The organism is Amycolatopsis ponsaeliensis (genome assembly GCF_030182635.1).
GTDB classification, from domain to species: Bacteria; Actinomycetota; Actinomycetes; order Mycobacteriales; family Pseudonocardiaceae; genus Amycolatopsis; species Amycolatopsis ponsaeliensis.
This window is the reverse complement of sequence record NZ_JAPZLD010000001.1, coordinates 445,905-461,000: the sequence shown is the minus strand read 5'-3', so window position 1 is coordinate 461,000 and position 15,096 is coordinate 445,905. Positions and strand designations below refer to the sequence as shown.

The 15,096-nt window shown below is 68.9% G+C and carries 15 protein-coding genes and 1 pseudogene; all 16 read left to right on the top strand.

From position 1 onward, the window contains the following. The first annotated feature begins 93 nt into the window (after positions 1 to 93). Positions 94 to 927, top strand: a complete 834-nt coding sequence (locus QQ657_RS56610; protein WP_350310621.1) for an ATP-binding protein — start codon at positions 94 to 96, stop codon at positions 925 to 927. Positions 928 to 1,293: 366 nt separating this feature from the next. Then, entirely contained in the window at positions 1,294 to 3,228 is a 1,935-nt protein-coding gene (locus QQ657_RS02030; RefSeq protein ID WP_284740277.1) for a hypothetical protein, read from the top strand. A gap of 136 nt (positions 3,229 to 3,364) precedes the next feature. Continuing rightward, a pseudogene (locus QQ657_RS02025) lies at positions 3,365 to 3,613 on the top strand (bifunctional DNA primase/polymerase); the annotation flags it as partial. Positions 3,614 to 3,715: 102 nt separating this feature from the next. After that, positions 3,716 to 4,975, top strand: coding sequence for a tyrosine-type recombinase/integrase (locus QQ657_RS02020; protein WP_284740433.1), 1,260 nt, complete (start codon positions 3,716 to 3,718; stop codon positions 4,973 to 4,975). A gap of 182 nt (positions 4,976 to 5,157) precedes the next feature. After that, a complete protein-coding gene (locus tag QQ657_RS02015; RefSeq protein WP_284740276.1) occupies positions 5,158 to 7,368 on the top strand; it encodes a tyrosine-type recombinase/integrase in 2,211 nt (736 codons plus the stop codon). Positions 7,369 to 7,413: 45 nt separating this feature from the next. Then, a complete protein-coding gene (locus QQ657_RS02010) occupies positions 7,414 to 8,388 on the top strand; it encodes a bifunctional DNA primase/polymerase (RefSeq protein ID WP_284740275.1) in 975 nt (324 codons plus the stop codon). 126 nt (positions 8,389 to 8,514) lie between these two features. Then, positions 8,515 to 9,108, top strand: coding sequence for a hypothetical protein (locus QQ657_RS02005; RefSeq protein ID WP_284740274.1), 594 nt, complete (start codon positions 8,515 to 8,517; stop codon positions 9,106 to 9,108). A gap of 28 nt (positions 9,109 to 9,136) precedes the next feature. Then, the gene (locus tag QQ657_RS02000) at positions 9,137 to 9,325 is read left to right on the top strand and encodes a hypothetical protein (RefSeq protein WP_284740273.1); all 189 of its coding nucleotides are present in this window, start codon (positions 9,137 to 9,139) and stop codon (positions 9,323 to 9,325) included. 300 nt (positions 9,326 to 9,625) lie between these two features. After that, entirely contained in the window at positions 9,626 to 10,402 is a 777-nt protein-coding gene (locus tag QQ657_RS01995; protein WP_350310629.1) for a DUF4192 family protein, read from the top strand. Between the two features lie 60 nt (positions 10,403 to 10,462). Beyond that, complete coding sequence (locus QQ657_RS01990; protein WP_284740272.1) at positions 10,463 to 10,651, top strand: hypothetical protein; 189 nt, start codon at positions 10,463 to 10,465, stop codon at positions 10,649 to 10,651. A 582-nt stretch (positions 10,652 to 11,233) separates the two neighbouring features. Continuing rightward, on the top strand, positions 11,234 to 12,532 hold the full coding sequence (locus tag QQ657_RS01985; protein WP_284740271.1) for a hypothetical protein: 1,299 nt from the start codon (positions 11,234 to 11,236) through the stop codon (positions 12,530 to 12,532). Next, entirely contained in the window at positions 12,520 to 13,326 is an 807-nt protein-coding gene (locus QQ657_RS01980; RefSeq protein ID WP_284740270.1) for a class II glutamine amidotransferase domain-containing protein, read from the top strand. Before QQ657_RS01985 ends, QQ657_RS01980 begins: the two co-directional genes overlap by 13 nt. Before the next feature lie 68 nt (positions 13,327 to 13,394). Further along, entirely contained in the window at positions 13,395 to 13,937 is a 543-nt protein-coding gene (locus QQ657_RS01975) for a hypothetical protein (protein ID WP_284740269.1), read from the top strand. A 30-nt stretch (positions 13,938 to 13,967) separates the two neighbouring features. Next, on the top strand, positions 13,968 to 14,447 hold the full coding sequence (locus tag QQ657_RS01970; RefSeq protein WP_284740268.1) for a hypothetical protein: 480 nt from the start codon (positions 13,968 to 13,970) through the stop codon (positions 14,445 to 14,447). Continuing rightward, the gene (locus tag QQ657_RS01965) at positions 14,444 to 14,632 is read left to right on the top strand and encodes a hypothetical protein (RefSeq protein ID WP_284740267.1); all 189 of its coding nucleotides are present in this window, start codon (positions 14,444 to 14,446) and stop codon (positions 14,630 to 14,632) included. Before QQ657_RS01970 ends, QQ657_RS01965 begins: the two co-directional genes overlap by 4 nt. Positions 14,633 to 14,686: 54 nt before the next feature. Next, complete coding sequence (locus tag QQ657_RS01960) at positions 14,687 to 15,073, top strand: hypothetical protein (protein ID WP_284740266.1); 387 nt, start codon at positions 14,687 to 14,689, stop codon at positions 15,071 to 15,073. Positions 15,074 to 15,096: the final 23 nt, after the last annotated feature.

Genomic DNA, 15,096 nt, shown 5'->3' with positions numbered 1-15,096 from the left:
GTTCTTCCTCGGCCAGCGCGCCTTTGTCCTCAACGCCCTCAGTGATCACACCCCCGCCGGTCAAGCCGCCCGCAACCGCCGGGTACCTCGACCTTGCTGCTGCCGCGGGTCATCCGCGCGCTGCTGGCCGACCTCACCGACACCGAAGTCCTCGAGGTCAGCCGGTGGCATTCCCTGGCCGGCGAACCGCTCCCCGACGACCGACTGCACACCCGCCCACCCAGCCAGTCCCTGCACCCCGACAGCACGATCACCTCGATCCTCGGGTCCACCGGCACGCCCGGCCTGCTCACCTTGGCTCACCGCGGTGTCCTGACCGTCGAAGACCTGCCCGAGTTCTCCGCCCCCACCGTCGACGCACTGCGTCCGGCCCTGACCGACGCCACCGTCACCATCGCAACCGCGGGAGGCAGCGTGTCCCGCCCGGCCGGAGCACGGATCGTGTTCACCGCGCAGGACTGTCCCGGCAGGTGCCTCCAAGTCGCCGACTGCCGCTGCACTGCCGCGCAGCGGGCCCGCTACCTCGCGCGGATCCCGCGCTGGCTGCTGGCCCGCACCGACCTGTTCGTGCAGCAGGTCACCGTTGCCGCCCCGGATCCGTCGCTGCCGTCGCTGGCGTCCGTCCGTGACGGCGTCACCCGCGCCCGCGAACGGGCACGCCGCCGGTGGGGCACCACACCCGAGCCCGGTGCCGAAGCCAGGTACGCGCAAGCCGTCGCCGGGGTTCCTCGTAACGCGATACGCGAGCTGGATGACGCTGTCGACTTGGGCCATCTGTCGATCCGCACCGCCACGCGGTGCTTGCGTCTGGCCTGGACGTTGGCCGATCTGGACGACTGGCCACATCCGAGCATCGCCGCCATCCACTACATCCTCGCAGGCCGGCAGCGCGCTCATCAGCTGTTGCGGACTCCCGCTCCGCGGTGACCCGTGAGGCCGACTTCGGCGGGCGTCTGCGCGCTGTTGAGTCGTAACAAGAAAGGCCAAGCGGAGAAGGAACGCGCGGCAGATCGGAGGAGGGCGGTGCTGGTGTTCCGGTCGGGCCGACGCACTCTAGCGGAGCCTGGCGCCGGCGGAAGCCCGCGCACTCGCAACTTCAGCTGCGGCTGAGCAGGTAGGCGGACTTGCCGCCGACGCGAGCGGCCCCGCTCGGGCGAGTGCGTCCCGACCGGGACACCCGCACATCGCCTCTCTCCACACCTGAACGGCAATCGAGGACGGCGCGGTGTGCGGGATTCGCGGCCGGTCACCGAAGTTCCCCGGTGACCGGCCGGCCCGTGTGAAGGAGCCCGTGTGACCAGCACGATGGATCTGCCGACCCAGCGCACCGACGAAGCCGACACCGTCACACCGGAAGTCGAGCTCGCACCGTCCGACCTCGAGGGCGCCGTCACCGAACCCGACGACGTCGAGGTGGCGCCCAGCGAAAACTCGCTCGCCGCGCTGTCGGAGGAAGAACTGGCGGCGTTGCACGCGCAATGGGACGCCGAGATCAACACCATCATCCACATCAACCCGGCCGACGCGCTGCTCGCCGACAACGTCCGCACCGAGAACGCCGAGGCGGACCCGGCGACCACGGCGAACTTCAAGAACAACGGCATCAACACCGCGACCAACGGCTACCGCAACTACGAGACCGGCATCGTCATGATCACCGAGGGGCAGCGCCGGTTCAACAACGCCCGCGAAGCGGGCGTCAAGCTGCCGGTCTGGATGAAGACCCCACCGCCGGCCGACGAGCGCAAGGCCACGATCGAGCGGATCGTCCGCCAGCTCGAGGAGAACGACCTCCGCAAGCCGCTGACCCTCGGCGACAACGCCCGGGCCATCCAGCAGCTGGCCGCGTTCAACCTCACCCCCGCGGGCATCGCCCGCAAGCTCGCCCGCGGCAAGAACGGCACCGCCTACGTCAAGCAGGTGCTGCAGGCCGGGGAGAGCGAGCTGGCGCTCAAGGCCACCGAACGCTTCGACCTCGACCTGGTCCAGGCCGGGGTGGTCGCCGAGTTCGACAACGCCGGTGACCGCGAGACCGCCACGGAACTGATCCGCATCGCGCGCACCGAGCCGAACAACTTCCAGGTGTTCGCCCAGGCCAAGCGCGACGAACACGCCGCGGCACAGCGGCTCGCCGCCCTGGTCGCGAAGCTCACCAGGGAGCTGACCGCCACCCGGGTCACGATCTTCGAGGGCAGCCTCACCCCCGACGCCGGCCAGGCCCGCTCGCTCGATCGGCTGCGCCCCAGTCCCGAGGACGCGCCCTACACGACGCTGACCGCGCAGGACCACGCATCCTGCCCCGGCCACGGCGCCTGGATCGAGGACGACCACCACGACGAGAAGGGCGATCGCGTTCCGGTGGCCGTCTACGGCTGCGCGGACTTCCGGGCCCACGGCCACGCGCTCAGCCACGCCCCGACCGGGCGTGTCGACCTCACACCCCGCGCCACCGGCACGCCCAGCGCCGGCGACGACGGTGGCGCCGCCACCGGTGAGGAGAACGACCTCGCGGCCGCGCGGGCCGCGCTGGCCGCCGACGAACGTGCCCGCACCGAGGCGCGGATCATCCGCCGATGGGTGCGCAAGAACAACGAGCTGATCGACGCCTCCGAAAAGCCGCGGCGCAAATGGCTGGCCGAGTTCGCCCAGCGCAAGACCGCGCCCAAGGGCGCGCAGCTGTTCCTCGCCAAGCAGAAGGCCCACGGCGGCTACGAGCTGCGCCGCGCGTTCAACCAGAACCACGCCCTCGCACGCCAGCTGCTCGGCATGCCCGTCGGCAGCACGGTGACCGACCTGTCCGAGAAGGTCGCCACCGCATCCACGCCGGGCAAGGCAACCGTCTACGACATGTTCCTCACGTTCTGCGCGATGGAGGACGCGCTCTCGCGCAACGCGTGGCGGTACCCGCAGCAGGCGGCACAGGAGTACATGACCGCGCTCGTCGGCGCCGGTTATCCGGCCTCCGGCGTCGAGCGGCAGATCATCGAACCGCAGAGCGAGCGGGACGTCATCGCCGCGGCGCTCGGTGAGACCACCGCCGGCGGCTCCGACACGGCCGAGCCGAGCGACGGCGATTCGCACGTGGATGCGGAGATCGGCGACGCGACCCACGACCGCGAGAGCGCGAGTGAGCTGGGCGACGGCGCCGCGCAGGAACTCTCCGACGGCACCGGCGCTGCGGCAGATCTGGGCGTCGACGCCGCGGAGCTGGCCGGAGCCGCGATCTAGCCGGTCGACGCCACCCCCGACGTCGCCGGACAGGGGCGGGCCCGCCCACCTCCTGCCGGGCCCGCCCCTGCCGTCGCTGTCCTCCTCGTCGCCCGCGCCGCGCGGCGTGCCCACGGCGCAGAACGGAGTTTCGCCGATGCATCCAAACCTTCCGCCGATCTTCCAGCACATCCACCGCACCAGCACCGACAGCGCCAGGCACCGCCCCGTCGACGCCGTCCCTTGCCCCGGCGAACTCCTCCACACCGCGCTGGACGCCGCCGAGCGCGGATGGCCGGTGTTCCCGCTCGCCCCCCGCAGTAAGCGGCCCGCCATTCACGACTGGCAGCAACGAGCAACCTGCGATCCCGACCGCATCCGCCGCTGGTGGACCCGCTACCCGACGTGCAACCTGTTGACCGGACTAACGGACGACACGCCGATGGCTTTGCCGTCAACCTGCCGACCGGCCGGTAGGACTCCCAGATCGTCAAGATCGGGAGGTCGGATGGAGATCCATGAGGCCGGGCGGGCCGACGCACACCCAGCAGTGCTGCCTCGCTGGGGTCGGGTTGTTGCCGCTGACGGCGTTGTGCCGTGGTTGCTGTTGGACGACAGCGACGAGCCGGTGACGCCGGTACACCAGTTTCTCGTCGACTTCGTCGCGCGCGGAAACAGTCCCGGTTCGGTCCGCAGTTACGCATACGGACTGCTGCGCTGGTGGCGGTGGCTCGTATTCGTTGACGTCGCGTGGGACAAGGCGACGTCCGCGGAAGTCCGGGGGTTGGTGTTGTGGCTGCAACAGGCAGCCAAGCGGCGTGAGGCAGACCGCACGCTGTCAGCAGCGACAGCCGGCACGGTCAATCCGGTCACACGCAAGGAGTACCTTGACGACAGCTACAAACCTCGAACCATCCGGCACTCCAATGCCGTGATCCGGTCGTTCTACGAGTTCTGGCTCGACCTCGGCGAAGCGCAAGGCCCCCTGGTCAATCCGGTACCGCTGCGGCGCAGCCGCGGTGCCCGTCCGAACGCGCACCACAACCCGCTGCAGCAATGGCGCACCGACGGACAGCTGCGCTACAACCCGAAAATCCCGAAGCGGATGCCGCGCGCGATGACCGACGAGCAGTGGTTCGCGCTGTTCGGCGCTCTGCGGTCCAATCGCGACCGCGCGATCCTGGCGGTCGCGGTGAGCAGCGCCGCACGCGCGGCCGAGCTGCTGGGCGTCCGGCCGGCAGACCTGGACTGGGGCGAACAGCTCATTCAGGTGACCCGCAAGGGAACCTGCGCGCGCCAGTGGCTGCCGGCCAGTGCCGAGGCGTTCGTCTGGATCCGCTGCTATCTGGCTGATCTCGGCGCACCGTTGGAGCCCACTGAGCCGTTGTGGCAGACGCTACGGCGACGCGATCACGGCACTGGCCTGGTTCGCCAACCCCTGAACTATGAGGCACTGCGGGCGGTTTTCCGACGGGTCAACGCCACGCTGGGCAGCAACTGGTCGATGCACGACCTGCGGCATACCGCGGCGCTGCGGATGAGCCGCGACGAGTCCCTGTCGCTGCGCGACGTTCAGGTCATCCTCGGACACGCACATCTGAGTACGACCGCAGACGTCTACCTCGTCGAGGAGGAGGCCGAAGTCGTCCGGCGGGTACACCAGCACTTCTCCAGACACGCTGATCAGCAACGACAACCAGCACCGGTCGCCGCGGCCGGCTACGACGACCACGACCTTGCCGTGCTGTTCGGAAAGGCTGCCCGATGACAGAGGTTCCTTCTGCGCCGACCACCAGCCAGATCGACCACAACGTAACCTGCCCCGGCCATCCAGCCGGTCCGCACGATCTTCTTGCTACAGAAGATATTCTGCGCATGTTGCCGACTCTGCCGCGCTGGTCTGAGCCGGACCGCAGCTCCCCCGGACGACGGCTGCGAGGAGCAGCTCGCATGCTGCACTGGCTGTCCGCCATGCCGGGTACCGGATGGCAGCAACAGTGGGCTTCCGCAGGCTGCGACCACCACTCCCGCTGGGTCGACCAGGCAGCCGAGGGTGATCCCCGCGACCGTGAAACCTCGCTCGCGGAGTTCCGGGCCGGGATGAACTGGCTGTTCCTCGCACGGATCATTCAGCCCAGCTACGACTATTTCCTCCACTGCAAGACATACACCCTCTTCGAGGTGGCGCCCCGCGTGTTCAGTGTCGACCTCTTCGCCCGCCTCGCCGACAGCGCCGCCAAGATCCCCACGATGTCGGTCGGGCACTACGCGGCGGCAAGTAACACGCTGGTCAAGGTCGTGCTGCACACCGGCAAGGACCTCGAACACCTCTGCGCGAAGGATCTGCTCGAGTTCCGCGACTGGCACCGCGGACGCCAAAAGAAGCCTGAGGGCATCAACACCGCCTGGGATCTGCTACGCGAGGCCGGAGTGCTGGACTCCGACCGGGCGATGTTCACGATGAACCGGCAGGGTCAACGGTCCACAAGCGAGCTCGTCGACTTCTACGGCATCCGCAGCAACAGCATCCGCCAGGTGTTGATCGCCTATCTCGAGGAGCGCCGACCACAGGTGGACTACGCCTCTCTGCGCGGAATCGCCGGGGCGCTCGCGGGCACGTTCTGGGCAGACATCGAGCGCCATCACCCGGGCATTGACAGCCTCGACCTGCCAGACACCGTCGCCACCGCCTGGAAGGAACGCCTGGCCGTCATCCGCACCGCTGACGGCCAGACCCGGCCACGCAAGAGCGTGTTGGACATATTCACTGCCGTCCGGGCCTTCTACCTCGACATCCAGGAATGGGCTCATGTCGATGCGAGCTGGGCGCGCTGGGCCGTCCGCTGCCCGATCCGGCGCGGCGACACCAACGGGATCGTCAAAGCCCGGCAACAAGCCACCGCGCAGATGCACCAACGCGTCCGCGAACGGCTACCGCAGCTGCACGTTCTCGTCGACACCGCCGAACGTCACCTCGCGCACCAGCAGGCCTTGCTCACCGCGGGCCGTGTGATCGTCGGTGAAGGACTGTTCACCCACGACGGGCAGCTCTACCGCCGGATCATTCCCGTCGACGAACTGAAGAAGAACCCCCGCCATCGCAATCACAACAGGCTCGCCGTCGAGCACGTCGGCACCGGCGCCCGCAGCGACCTGATCCAGAGCGAGCAAGACGCGTTCTGGAGCTGGGCGATCATCGAGACTTTCCGCCACACCGGCGTCCGAATCGAGGAACTCCTCGAGATCACCCACCTGGCGCTGGTCACCTATCCGCTGCCCGACACCGGCGAAATCGTCCCACTACTGCAGATCGTTCCCTCCAAGAGCAACGAGGAGCGGCTGCTGCTGGTCAGCCCCGAGCTGGCCAGCGTCCTGGCGACCATCATCACCCGGCTCCGACGCGAGAACGGCAGCACCGTCGCGTTGACCGCCCGCTACGACATCCACGACCGGATCAACGGCCCCGCCCTGCCGCACCTGTTCCAACGACGGATCGGGAACAACTGGCGCGTGTTCAGCTACTACACCGTCCAGCGCCTGCTCAGCGACACCGTCGCCAGAACCGAACTCCGCGACGCAGCAGGAGAACCGCTGCGTTTCACTCCGCATGACTTCCGCCGGATCTTCGCCACCGACGCGGTCACCGGCGGGCTTCCAGTGCACATCGCCGCGCGGCTGCTCGGCCACAGTTCGGTAGCCACCACTCAGTCCTACCTTGCTGTCTTCCAAGACGACCTCGTCCGCTCCTACCGCTCCTTCCTCGACAACCGCCGTGCTGTCCGTCCCGAAGCCGAATACCGCGAACCAACCAGCGATGAATGGCGCGAGTTCGAGCAGCATTTCCAACTCCGGAAGCTCGAACTTGGAACCTGCGGCCGCCCTTACGGAAGTCCTTGCCAGCACGAACATGCCTGCATCCGATGCCCGATGCTGCGAGTCGATCCCCAGCAACGCCACCGTCTCGTCGCTATCAGCCGCAACCTCTCCGACCGCATCGCCGAGGCGAAACAGAACCATTGGCTTGGCGAAGTCCGCGGACTGGAAACCAGTCTCGCTGCTGCGAACGCCAAACTCCTCAGCCTCGATCGCACCGCTCGAACAACGACCGGCTCCCTGACCGATCTCGGCATCCCCCAGCTTCCTCCGCGCCACCAACACTGAGGCCCGCTCAACGTCTGGAATCGGGCCTCTGGAAAGAACGATTCGATGACTGACAACGAATTCCGGTCTGCTGCACTCGACGCCGCCCGCCGCGGCTGGCACGTCTTCCCCCTGCACCCTTACTCCAAGATCCCCGCCATCAAACGGTGGGAAAATCGTGCGACCACCGACGAAGAGACCATCCACAGGTGGTGGCCCGACAAATCCAGAAAAAACGTCGGGATCAGCTGCGGGCCCGCCGGCCTGCTGGTGCTGGACCTCGACGCCGCGCACGGGCGGGTCCCCGAACAGTGGGCACGCCACGACGTCACCCATGGCCGGGACGTCTTGGCGCTGCTGGCCCAGCTGGCCGGTGAGCCCGACCCGGTGGACACCTTCACCGTCGCCACCCCACGCGGCGGCGAGCACCGGTACTTCTACCGGCCGCCCGGGTCGCGGCTGCGCAGCACCGTCGGCGCCCGCGGCCGCGGGCTCGGCTGGCACGTCGACACCCGCGGCCCCGGCGCACTCGTCGCCGCACCCGGATCGCTGGCCACCGTCCGCGGCGTGCCAGTGCCCTACACCGTCACCTGGAACCTGCCCGTCGCGATCCTGCCCGGCTGGCTGGTCGCCGCCCTCACACCCCTGCCTCTGCCACCGCTGGAAGCGGCCCCGCCGTCGCCGCTTCCAGCGACCAGCCGCCGGGTCACCGCCTACGTCCAGGCGGCCGTCGACGCCGAGTGCCGCAACGTCGCCACCGCCACCGAAGGCCACCGCCACATCACTGTGTTCGCCGCCGCGGCTGCCCTCGGCGAGCTACTCGGCAACGGCTGGATCAGCGCCGCCACGATCACCCAGCACCTCACCGACGCCGCCCGCCGGCACCTCGGCGTCGCAGACTTCGACCACGACGAGCTGAGCAGAACCATCCGCGACGGCATCGCGACCGGCCGCGAGCACCGGCGCGTCCTCACCGACCGACCCGCGCCGCGGCCCGGCCGCGCACACGCTGAGGAGCGAAGAACGCCACGCCCGAGGTGATCGCATCCGGTCCGCGCGGCGCGCCCTGCGCGCCAATCTCGCGAACGCCTGACGCTACGAGTAAACGGGGCACCTGACGTGCTCCCTCAACATCACTGTCCATTTGAGACATGAGAGGTGATCGTCATGTCCAAGGATGTGCATCAGCACGACGACAATGCCGTCCGCGCCGACGAACAGCTTGTCAGCGGGGATGGCCAGCCTGCCTTTCCCGCTCGACTCGGTGAGCCGCAGCTGATCGCCGAAACCGACGGGGACCAACAGTTCTATACGGTGACACCCCGGTTTCGCCGAGCTGTTGCCGAATGGGTCGCCATCTCCGTCGAAGCCACTTTCGACCACCTGAGGTTTCGCTGGGACGGCGCCGACCTGCTCGTCATCGACGACGCCGCGATCGACCCCGACGATCCGGCGAGCACGCCCCACATCGACCGCATCCGGCCCGACTCCAGCGGCCGGTACTTCTTCGACGGCTGGTTGTGGAACGAGGCCGACGCCACCACGCACCGATCCGACGACACCTCCCGCGCGGCCTTGACTCTGCTGGCCCAGGACCGCCCGCGGCCGGTCGCGCCGTTGATCCGGTACGTCGCCGAGCGCACCGACCCGCCGCTTGACCCGGCGGAACTGCGACGTATCCGCCGACGGCACCGGACCCGGACGACCTCAGTCCTCTCGGTAACAGCGTTGCGTCCGAAGCACGGGGAAGCCGAGGAGTGACAGCTACGTTGATGTTCCACCGGACTCGGTGATCGAGGTCGCGCGTCCGGGAGACGACGTGGGCGCCAAAGTCGTTCCCGACGGCCAGATCGCGTCACTCGTGGGCGACCACGATACCGGCGTCGCCGTGATCCAGGGCACTCACCGGCAACTCGACGCGCTCCTGCGCCGGGCCGCTCAAGCACTGGATCAAGTAGTGGAGGCCCGCGGCGCGTAGCCGACCGGCGCGCTGGCCCGCCATCAGGACAGCGCACCGGGCTCCGGGCCCAGCCCACCCGCCATGTTCATCGGGTGCGGAGTATCCCGGGGCCTCGGCGTGCTCCGAGGGCGGCTGGTCAGCCGCGCCCGGCGCGGACATCCAGCCCATTGAAGGGAATTGACCGTCGTGCACGGTTGCCGCGCAACGCCTCCCCACCCACCGCAGTCCCTGCCCGTCACACGCCAATCCGCCGATCCCTCGTGAGGTTTCCCATGCCTGCAGCCATGTACTTGACCGACGCCGACCTTCTCGCCGCCGATCCCAGCCACGCTGGGATACGTGCCCGCCGACTCGCTCGTCCTCGTCGCGGCCACCGCCCGCGGCGACGGCACTGCGCGCATGGGCCCGGTCACCCGCTTCGACCTCGACACCGTGGTCCGCCACCCCGGCTACGTCGTCGCCCACCTGCACCCTGACCGACCCCGCCACTTCCCCGATGACCGCGCACGTCATCGCCCTGGGCAACCGTGTCTACCGCAGCCGCGACGAATTCCTGCAGCAGTTCCTCCCCGCCCTGCCGACACCCGCGGCCGCATCGCCGCCCTTGCCGACCCGATCACCGACGAGGTCGAGCGAGAAGAACTTGCCGACGACCGCCCGCGCCTGCGCCGGCGCCTGGACCGGATCGACGATGCCGTCACCGCCGCCACCGGCAGCCAGTTGCCGACCGGTGAGCACGTGATCGCCGACCTTCTGGCCTCCCTCTGCAGTCTCCGCCTGCGCAGTATCCACCTCACCCAGGCCACCGCCGAGAGAGCCGCGGCCGCGCACGCTTTGTGGCTGCACCTGTGGCGTCACGCCCTCGAACGGTACGCACCTGACATGGCCGCCCTGGTCGCCACCACGGCCTACCTGCGCCACGACGGCAGTTCCGCCGCTGCGATCTTCGCCAAGGATCCGCGACCGAACCAGCTCAGCCAGCTGATCCACGCGATGCACCGCAACGGTATCGACCCGGCCACTGTCGACCCCGACTTCGCCACCATCTCCCAGGAACTGCGCACCGAGCTGACCACGTCCGCGCCCGACTTCTGAGCCATCTCCGACGCTCCTGAATGGACATCACCTTCCCCGCTGAAACGAAAGGCCCATCGCATGCAGTCCACTCTCGATTCCACGTGCACGAACACCGCGCCCACCGCGTCCGCAGCACCGCTGCACTATCTCGAACTGACGGTCACCATCGTCGGCATCTTCGTCGCCGTGATCGGGTCGATCACACTGCTGTACTTCCTCCCGACGCTACTCACGTCGATCTCGGCCCGTCTGCGCCGCCGGAAGTAGTTACCGGGAAACCGTTACGACACAAACGATGGCTGTCCCGAACTGACGTCAACCCTGGGCCAGGACATCGAATCCAAGCAGGGCAGGTGGCAACTCCCAGCATCGTCGGCCATGCGGGTCATCGAGAGCACAGCACCCCCAGTCCCGGGGCGCCTGAACCCGGCGCCCGGCCACATCCGGCGCGGGTGAACCGGCGCCGCGGCACCGCGCGCCCACGCGCGTCTCCGACCGCCGGCTCACACCGGCCGGACGAGCCCGCCGGGCTTCACGCCCCGGGCCCGCGGGCGCTCGACCGCGTCGCGTCCCGCACACCGACGAGGCCCAGGAGGCCACCACAGCAACAACGACGACCGTCCACACGCGACTACGCGAGCCGGACGGTCCCAGCCCGCTGACACTTCTCAGCTCGGTGTCCCGGCCGGGACCTCCCTACCCGGCCGGGACACCGTCCCCGAGGGCCGGTAGCGCGGTGCGCGCCGAACACCCAACACCGCGCTACCGGCTCTCCATTTATCCATGCGCCCCTCTCGGTTTCCCGCCGGGAGGCGCTTTTTCACGTCTTCAGCGCGAAAGGCCATCACCATGACCACACCTGTCGACGACATCCTCCGCTGCGGCGACTGCGGCAGCACGACCCCGACGCCGTTCTACCTGAGCCCCACCCTGGCCGTCTGTGACGACTGCGTGCGCGCTCTGCACCAGTGCAGTGGATGCGGGCAGATCACCGACGTCACCTCGGTCACCGACGGCGACGGCCGGATCTGCGACTACTGCGAGCGCGCCGAGCGCTACCGCAGCTGCGATCAGTGCGACATCCTCATCCGCGACGGCTTCCTGTGCCGGAATCACGCTCTCGATGAGGCGGACAATTCCTTCACCTGCGACCGGTGTTCGGGCCTCGTGCCGCTGCGACTGTACGAACCGCTTTACGCCACCGGCGACCGCCAGCTGTGCCCGAACTGCCTCGACGGCTTCGACCTCTGTGACCACTGCGCCTTCTACGACGACGCATTACGTAGCACCGAGACCGGCCGCGACCTGTGCGACAACTGCGCGAGCCGACTCGACTACGTCGAGTGCGACGTCTGCACCACTCTCATCGACAGCGGAAACTACTGCGAGGACCACTGCGACGACGAGGACGACCTCGACGCCCTGCACAGCTACGGGTACAAGCCCACACCAGTCTTCCACGGCATCGGCCCCCGCTACCTCGGCCTCGAACTGGAAATCAACGTCCCGCACGGGCACCTGCCCGACCGCATCGACGACACCGTCGACACCCTCAACGGACTCGGCTACCTCAAAGAAGACATGTCCATCGACTACGGGTTCGAGCTCGTCACCCACCCGATGGCCTACCGCTGGGCCCTCGACTCCTTCCCCTGGCACCTGCTGCAACAGCTCGACCGTGCCGGCTGCAGCGGCGACGGCAACGGACTCCACGTCCACATCAGCCGCGCCGCCTTCACCGGCCCCTGCCACGTATTCCGGTGGATGAAGTTCGTCTACCGCAACGCCCCCGACGTCCAGACCCTCGCCCGCCGCTCCAGCAGCTACGCCGCGTTCCGTGACTCCGAACGCCACAACATCAGAGACGCCTGCAAGGGCAAGTACTGGGGGCCGCGCAGCTGCGCCATCAACACCCAGCCTGCCGACACCTTCGAGCTGCGGGTCTTCGCCTCCAGCCTCGACATCCAGCACGTGCAGGCCGCACTCGCCTTCGCCGACGCCTCCGTCGCCTACACCCGCGACCTCACCGTCCCCGACATCACCCAGGCCGCCGGCTGGATCTGGGGCGCCTTCACCCAGTGGCTGCGCACCCGCCCGCAGTACGCGCCGCTCACCCGTGAACTGGAGGACCTGGCATGTGCATGCTGACCTACCTTCCCGCCGGGATCCAGCCCGACACCACCGCCCTGGCCAACGGAGCCGTGCACAACAAGGACGGCCACGGCTACGCCATCGTCGAGGCTGACCGCATCATCACCGGCCGCGGCATGAACGCCGCCGCCGTCATCGACGAGTTCGCCGCCCTGCGCGGCCTGCACCCCGACCAGCCCGCGCTGTTCCACAGCCGCTTCGCCACCCACGGCCCGGTCACCGAAGACAACATCCACCCGTTCCCGATCGGCGGCGATCCCCGCACCGTGCTGGCCCACAACGGAGTCCTGCCGGAGAAGGCGCGCCCTTCCCGGTGGGATCCGCGGTCGGACACCCGCATCGCCGCCGAAGACATCCTCTCCGCCAAGCGGTTCCTCGCCCTCGATCGCCCCGCCACCCGGCGGCGCATCGAGTCCTGGCTGGGCACGTTCAACAAGGTGGTCATCCTGACCGTCAACCCGCGCTACCCCGATCACGGCTACCTGTTCAACGAGCGCGCCGGGCACTGGGACAACCAGATCTGGTACTCCAACCGCGACTACCTCGACCTGCACCCCGGCCAGACCGCGTGGTGGGGACAGGACGAGGGCTGTCTCTACTGCGGCGTGGCTGACGCCGTCGACCCCGAGACGGGACTGTGCCTCGCGTGCGGCGCGTGTCCTTTCTGCGCCGCCGACAACCAGCCCTGCCCATCCTGGTGCTTCCGGTTGCTCGCCGGCGTCTCCTGCTTCACCTGCGGCGAGGACCTCGACGACTGCGTCTGCGTCGTCGCACCCGCACTCAACGCCTGAACCGCACGCTCTTCGACTGCTGGCCGGGCGCGGCGGCTGCCCCCGCGCCCGGCCGGAAAGGGACCGTCATGCCCTCCCCTCCCGACTACGCCGAGACGACACCACCGATTCCTGCGGCCCTGGCCGACTTGCCCGTCCTCAGCGGTCTCATCGTCCCCTGGGTGACGCCCCGCACCGCCGACGGCCGGTATCTGCTCGGCGCAGTCGATGCCGCCAAAACCCACACCGCCATCCACCGGCGGCTCTGCGGCGTCTGCGGCCGCGCGCTCGCCGACCGCCTGGTCCTGCTCGTGCGCGAGTCCGACCTGGCCCGCTGCGCCAGCACCGAACCCGGGCTGCATCCGCACTGCGCCGCCTACACCACCACGGCCTGCCCGATGGTCGCCGGGCGCCGCAGCCACTACCGCACCAGCGCCCACAAGATCGACGAAGACGCCGTCCACGGCGCGGACGTCGACCGGCGCCTCGGCGCCCCCGCCGAACGCTGGCATGCGGTCTGGCTGACCCGCTACGACGTCGTCACCCTCCACGGCCACCCCGCCGCCTGCTACCTGCTCACGCCGCCGCTGCGCATCCGCCCGGTCAGCGCGTCGCCGCGAAACCGCATCTGACGATCCGCTCAATCCGGAAAGGACAATCCCGTGCCGTCTGACGAAGCGCTGGTGTTCATCGCCAGCAAACACACCACCCCGACCCGCCGACGCGTTCTCTGGCGCGTCACCGTCGCCGACGCCAAGAAGATCTGCAGCGATCCCCGCACCGCCGGCGCCCACTACATGCTGTGCTTCACCACCGAGAACATCGACGATCCCGCCTCGTTCGTGTACGTGCCCGACGACGGTCGCCACGCCGAGGTCCTTCACGACCACGACATCCCACGTCATCCGCGATCACACCACGCGCCAGCCGGCCACGAAACGCCAGCCGCGGTAGGTCCCCGCGCCTGGGCCATCGAGACACTCCGAGAACGTCGTGTTCGGCGCGGAAGCTCGCTGCCAGGAAAGCACACCCGGGCCCCGGCGCCGACCTTCCGTCACTCGGCCGCGCCGACCGATCAGGCGCCGGGGTCCCGGCGTGCTGATCGGGCGCGTCATCCGCACCCGACACGGAGGTTCTCGTGACCACTTTCACCGTCCACACGTCCGCCGACCAGATCGGCTCCGCCTACGAGCAGGCGTGCCGGCTGATTGAAACCGAACTCGGCGGCCGCCGCATCATGGCCGACCCCGACGAACCCGACGCCCGCTTCGCGGTGTGCGCGGGCCCGGAACATCTCATCGACCGCGACAGCACGCTGGAGGCCTGACAGATGCCCGAGAACCAGCTGTGGTTCAGCGCCTACGACTGGAGTCGCTCCTAGGTGCTGCCCGAGTCGGTCGCTTGCAACATCTCCCGTCGCGGCGGCCTCGACGACTACGGCGCCTGGAACGTCGCGCGCGGTGTCCTCGTCGAGCTGTGCCGCGCGCTGCCCGCGACACCGGTCTCGTTGCTCTACGACGAGACCGTGCAGCGCCGCGACCGCATGCGAGTCGCGATCCGGATCACCGCGCACGCCCGTCGCACCGACGGGCAGGACGTGATCGTCATCTACCGCAGCGAACGCAGCGACATCGAGCCATGGCCGGAGTTCTGGAGCGTCGTGGTCAACGGGTTCGTCCCGGCCTCCGGCCACGACGTCCGACGGCCGTCGCCCCCGTGGATCGCCCACACCGCCGCGCAGACGCTACGCACCGAACTCGGCCACTGATCCCAACCCGGTCCCCGCCGACA

Excerpts from the sequence above, each read along its gene's own strand:
- QQ657_RS02020 (WP_284740433.1), top strand. The coding sequence starts at position 3,716 with ATGGAGATCCATGAGGCCGGGCGGGCCGACGCACACCCAGCAGTGCTG.
- QQ657_RS02015 (WP_284740276.1), top strand. The coding sequence starts at position 5,158 with ATGCTGCACTGGCTGTCCGCCATGCCGGGTACCGGATGGCAGCAACAG.
- QQ657_RS02010 (WP_284740275.1), top strand. The coding sequence starts at position 7,414 with ATGACTGACAACGAATTCCGGTCTGCTGCACTCGACGCCGCCCGCCGC.
- QQ657_RS02005 (WP_284740274.1), top strand. The coding sequence starts at position 8,515 with ATGTCCAAGGATGTGCATCAGCACGACGACAATGCCGTCCGCGCCGAC.
- QQ657_RS01990 (WP_284740272.1), top strand. The coding sequence starts at position 10,463 with ATGCAGTCCACTCTCGATTCCACGTGCACGAACACCGCGCCCACCGCG.
- QQ657_RS01985 (WP_284740271.1), top strand. The coding sequence starts at position 11,234 with ATGACCACACCTGTCGACGACATCCTCCGCTGCGGCGACTGCGGCAGC.
- QQ657_RS01980 (WP_284740270.1), top strand. The coding sequence starts at position 12,520 with ATGTGCATGCTGACCTACCTTCCCGCCGGGATCCAGCCCGACACCACC.
- QQ657_RS01975 (WP_284740269.1), top strand. The coding sequence starts at position 13,395 with ATGCCCTCCCCTCCCGACTACGCCGAGACGACACCACCGATTCCTGCG.